Origin of the sequence: Microbacterium sp. NPDC080005, from assembly GCF_040702445.1 — a bacterium.
In the GTDB taxonomy this organism is placed as follows: Bacteria; Actinomycetota; Actinomycetes; order Actinomycetales; family Microbacteriaceae; genus Microbacterium; species Microbacterium oleivorans_D.
Genome location: NZ_JBFBLD010000006.1, coordinates 1 through 3,020, shown reverse-complemented (window position 1 = coordinate 3,020; position 3,020 = coordinate 1). Strand labels below are relative to the sequence as shown.

Below are 3,020 nucleotides of genomic sequence, written 5' to 3'. Positions count from 1 at the left end.
GCAGAGTTCAAGGGGCAGATCCCGCTCCTCCAGGACTGCCTCGCGGCCATGGGTGTCCCTGTGCTGACGAAGGAGGACGTCGAAGATAGAGCCAGAATGCGCCCTATAGCACTACGTCCTATAGAACTCATTTGAGAGGATCGATGTATGTTCAAAACCAACGAGAGCTGTTGCCGCTGACCGAAAACTGACCCAGTAGAGGCTGTTCTGCCGACTGAAAACTGACCCAGGTGTTCAACTGCTCCTGCTCAATTTTTGAGCAGGAGAACACAGGGTGATCAGTATGGAAATGATGGGCAAAATCCGCCGGATGTATTTCCGCGACAAGCTGTCGCTGCATGAGATAGCCAAGCGCACCGGGTTGGCGCGCAACACGATTCGCAAGTGGGTCAGAGCACCTGAGGCCAAGCCGCCGGTCTACCAACGCCGCGCGATCTTCAACAAACTCAGCCCTTTTCACGCCACGCTGGAGCAGGCGCTAAAAGCCGATTCGCTGCGGCCCAAGCAACAGCAGCGCAGTGCCAAGGCGCTGTTGGCGCAAATCAAAGCCGAAGGTTATGACGGTGGCTACAGCCAGCTCACCGCGTTTATCCGTGCCTGGCGAGGGGGACAGGGCAAGGCGTCGCAGGCCTTTGTGCCGCTGACCTTTGCTCTTGGCGAGGCGTTTCAGTTTGACTGGAGCGAGGAAGGCTTGCTGGTCGGCGGCATTTACCGGCGTATGCAGGTGGCACATCTGAAGCTGTGTGCCAGCCGTGCGTTCTGGCTTGTGGCGTATCCGAGCCAGGGCCATGAGATGTTATTTGACGCCCATACACGCTCGTTCGGCTCCTTGGGCGGCGTGCCGCGCCGGGGCATCTACGACAACATGAAGACCGCCGTCGACAAGGTCAATAAGGGCAAAGGCCGGGCGGTGAATGCGCGCTTTGCGGTGATGTGCGCGCATTACCTGTTCGATCCGGACTTCTGCAACGTCGCCGCTGGTTGGGAAAAGGGCATCGTTGAAAAGAACGTGCAAGACAGCCGCAGGCGTATCTGGCTAGACGCCCAGGACTGCCAGTTTCACTCCGTCGAGGAACTCAATGCCTGGCTGGGCCAGCGCTGCCGCGCGCTTTGGAACGAGCTGACGCACCCTCAATACAGCGGGCTGAGTGTGGCCGAAGTGCTGGAGTTGGAGCGCGCTGAACTGATGCCTGTGCCAGCGCCATTCGACGGTTACGTCGAGCGGCCTGCGCGGGTCTCCAGCACCTGCCTGGTCAGCGTCGGGCGCAACCGCTACTCGGTGCCGTGTGAGTACGCGGGTAAGTGGGTCAGCAGCCGTTTGTATCCGACGCGAATCGAGGTGGTGGCTGACGACGCGCTGATCGCCAGCCATGTCCGCTTGCTGGATCGCGACCAGGTCAGCTATGACTGGCAGCACTACCTCCCGCTGATCGAACGCAAGCCCGGTGCGCTGCGCAACGGCGCGCCCTTTGCTGATCTGCCGGCGCCGCTGCGTCAGCTTAAGCACGGTCTGGGGCGTCATGCCGGCGGTGACCGGATCATGGCGCAAGTTCTGGCTGCCGTACCGGTCGCCGGGCTCGATGCGGTGCTGGTGGCTGTTGAGCTGGTACTGGAAAGCGGCAGCCTGAGCGCCGAACACATCCTCAATGTCGTGGCGCGCCTGGCCGCGACCGAACCACCACCCAGCGTCGAAACCCACTTGTCGCTCAAGGAAGCCCCCGTCGCTAACACGGCGCGCTACGACCGCCTGCGTGGCCAGGCCGAGGAGGTCGGTCATGCGTGATTTGATGGCGGAACTCAAGGAGCTGCGCCTGCACGGCATGGCCACGGCCTGGGCGGAGTTAACTGCACAGGGTGAGTCGAACACAGCCTCGTCCAAGTGGCTGCTCGAACACCTGCTGGAACAAGAGCACACAGATCGCGCCATGCGCTCGGTGAGCCACCAGATGAACATGGCCAAGCTGCCGATGCACCGCGATCTGGCCAGCTTCGATTTCAACGCCTCTAGCGCCGACGCACGCCTGATCAGCGAGCTGGCCAGCCTGGCCTTTACCGACACCGCGCAGAACGTGGTGCTGATCGGTGGGCCAGGCACCGGTAAAACCCACCTAGCCACCGCGCTGGCCGTGTCCGGCATCACCCGGCACGGTAAGCGCGTGCGCTTCTACTCCACGGTCGATCTGGTCAATCTGCTGGAGCGCGAAAAACACGACGGCAAAGCCGGGCGGATCGCCCAGGCACTGCTGCGCATGGATCTGGTCATCCTCGACGAACTGGGTTATCTGCCGTTCAGCCAGGCTGGCGGTGCGTTGCTGTTTCACCTGCTGTCCAAGCTGTACGAACACACCAGCGTGGTGATCACCACCAACCTGAGCTTCGCCGAATGGTCGAGCGTGTTCGGCGACGCCAAGATGACCACCGCCCTGCTGGATCGGCTGACCCACCACTGCCACATCGTCGAAACCGGTAACGAGTCCTATCGCCTGCAACACAGTAGCTTGGCGGCCCAGGCCAAGATCAAATCACGGGAGCGAAAGCGTAAGGGCGGCCAGGAACCGGAGGACGATGAGCCGTTCTGATTTCATGGCGACGACGGCCTGCTACATGGCTGCGTGTGGCAGGTCTTAAACAACTGAACTGGGCTAGCGAAGGAGTGGGGGCAACAGCAGCTGCGCTGGTAGACTTATCCACAGTTGCTGGTAACAAAATCAGCAATCCGCCCTGGGTCAAATTTCAATCGGCAGGGTGGGTCAATTTTCCATCAGCGCCAACAGGGTAGAGGTGTGGAGACGCTATTTTTCGGCTGGAGGTGGCCTAAGAACGACAGTCTGCTGCCTGAGGTGGAATGTCATATAAGGTTCTAAGCTCAAGGGTGATTCGCACTTTTAATGGATCAGCTCTCCTCTGGCCGACAAAAGGCCAAAACCGGTCTTCAAGCGTGGCTAGGTCGGCGATTGACATTCCTAATGTATAAAAGATCGGCCTTCACACAATTGATCGCTACCTGTTTGACAACGGCA

General features: G+C 60.1%; 2 protein-coding genes. Both read left to right on the top strand.

The genetic code is table 11. The features are described 5' to 3' along the window. The first annotated feature begins 283 nt into the window (after window positions 1–283). Window positions 284–1,783 (top strand): IS21-like element ISPst3 family transposase, encoded by a 1,500-nt coding sequence (istA, locus tag AB0259_RS15405; RefSeq protein WP_125020941.1) that lies wholly within the window; start codon window positions 284–286, stop codon window positions 1,781–1,783. Next, window positions 1,776–2,579, top strand: coding sequence for an IS21-like element ISPst3 family helper ATPase IstB (gene istB / locus AB0259_RS15400; protein WP_011911830.1), 804 nt, complete (start codon window positions 1,776–1,778; stop codon window positions 2,577–2,579). The genes istA and istB overlap by 8 nt, the downstream gene beginning before the upstream one ends. Window positions 2,580–3,020 lie beyond the last annotated feature (441 nt).

What these genes read in the sequence shown, in the direction of transcription:
- istA (WP_125020941.1), top strand. Translation starts at nt 284, where the DNA reads ATGGAAATGATGGGCAAAATCCGCCGGATGTATTTCCGCGACAAGCTG.
- istB (WP_011911830.1), top strand. Translation starts at nt 1,776, where the DNA reads ATGCGTGATTTGATGGCGGAACTCAAGGAGCTGCGCCTGCACGGCATG.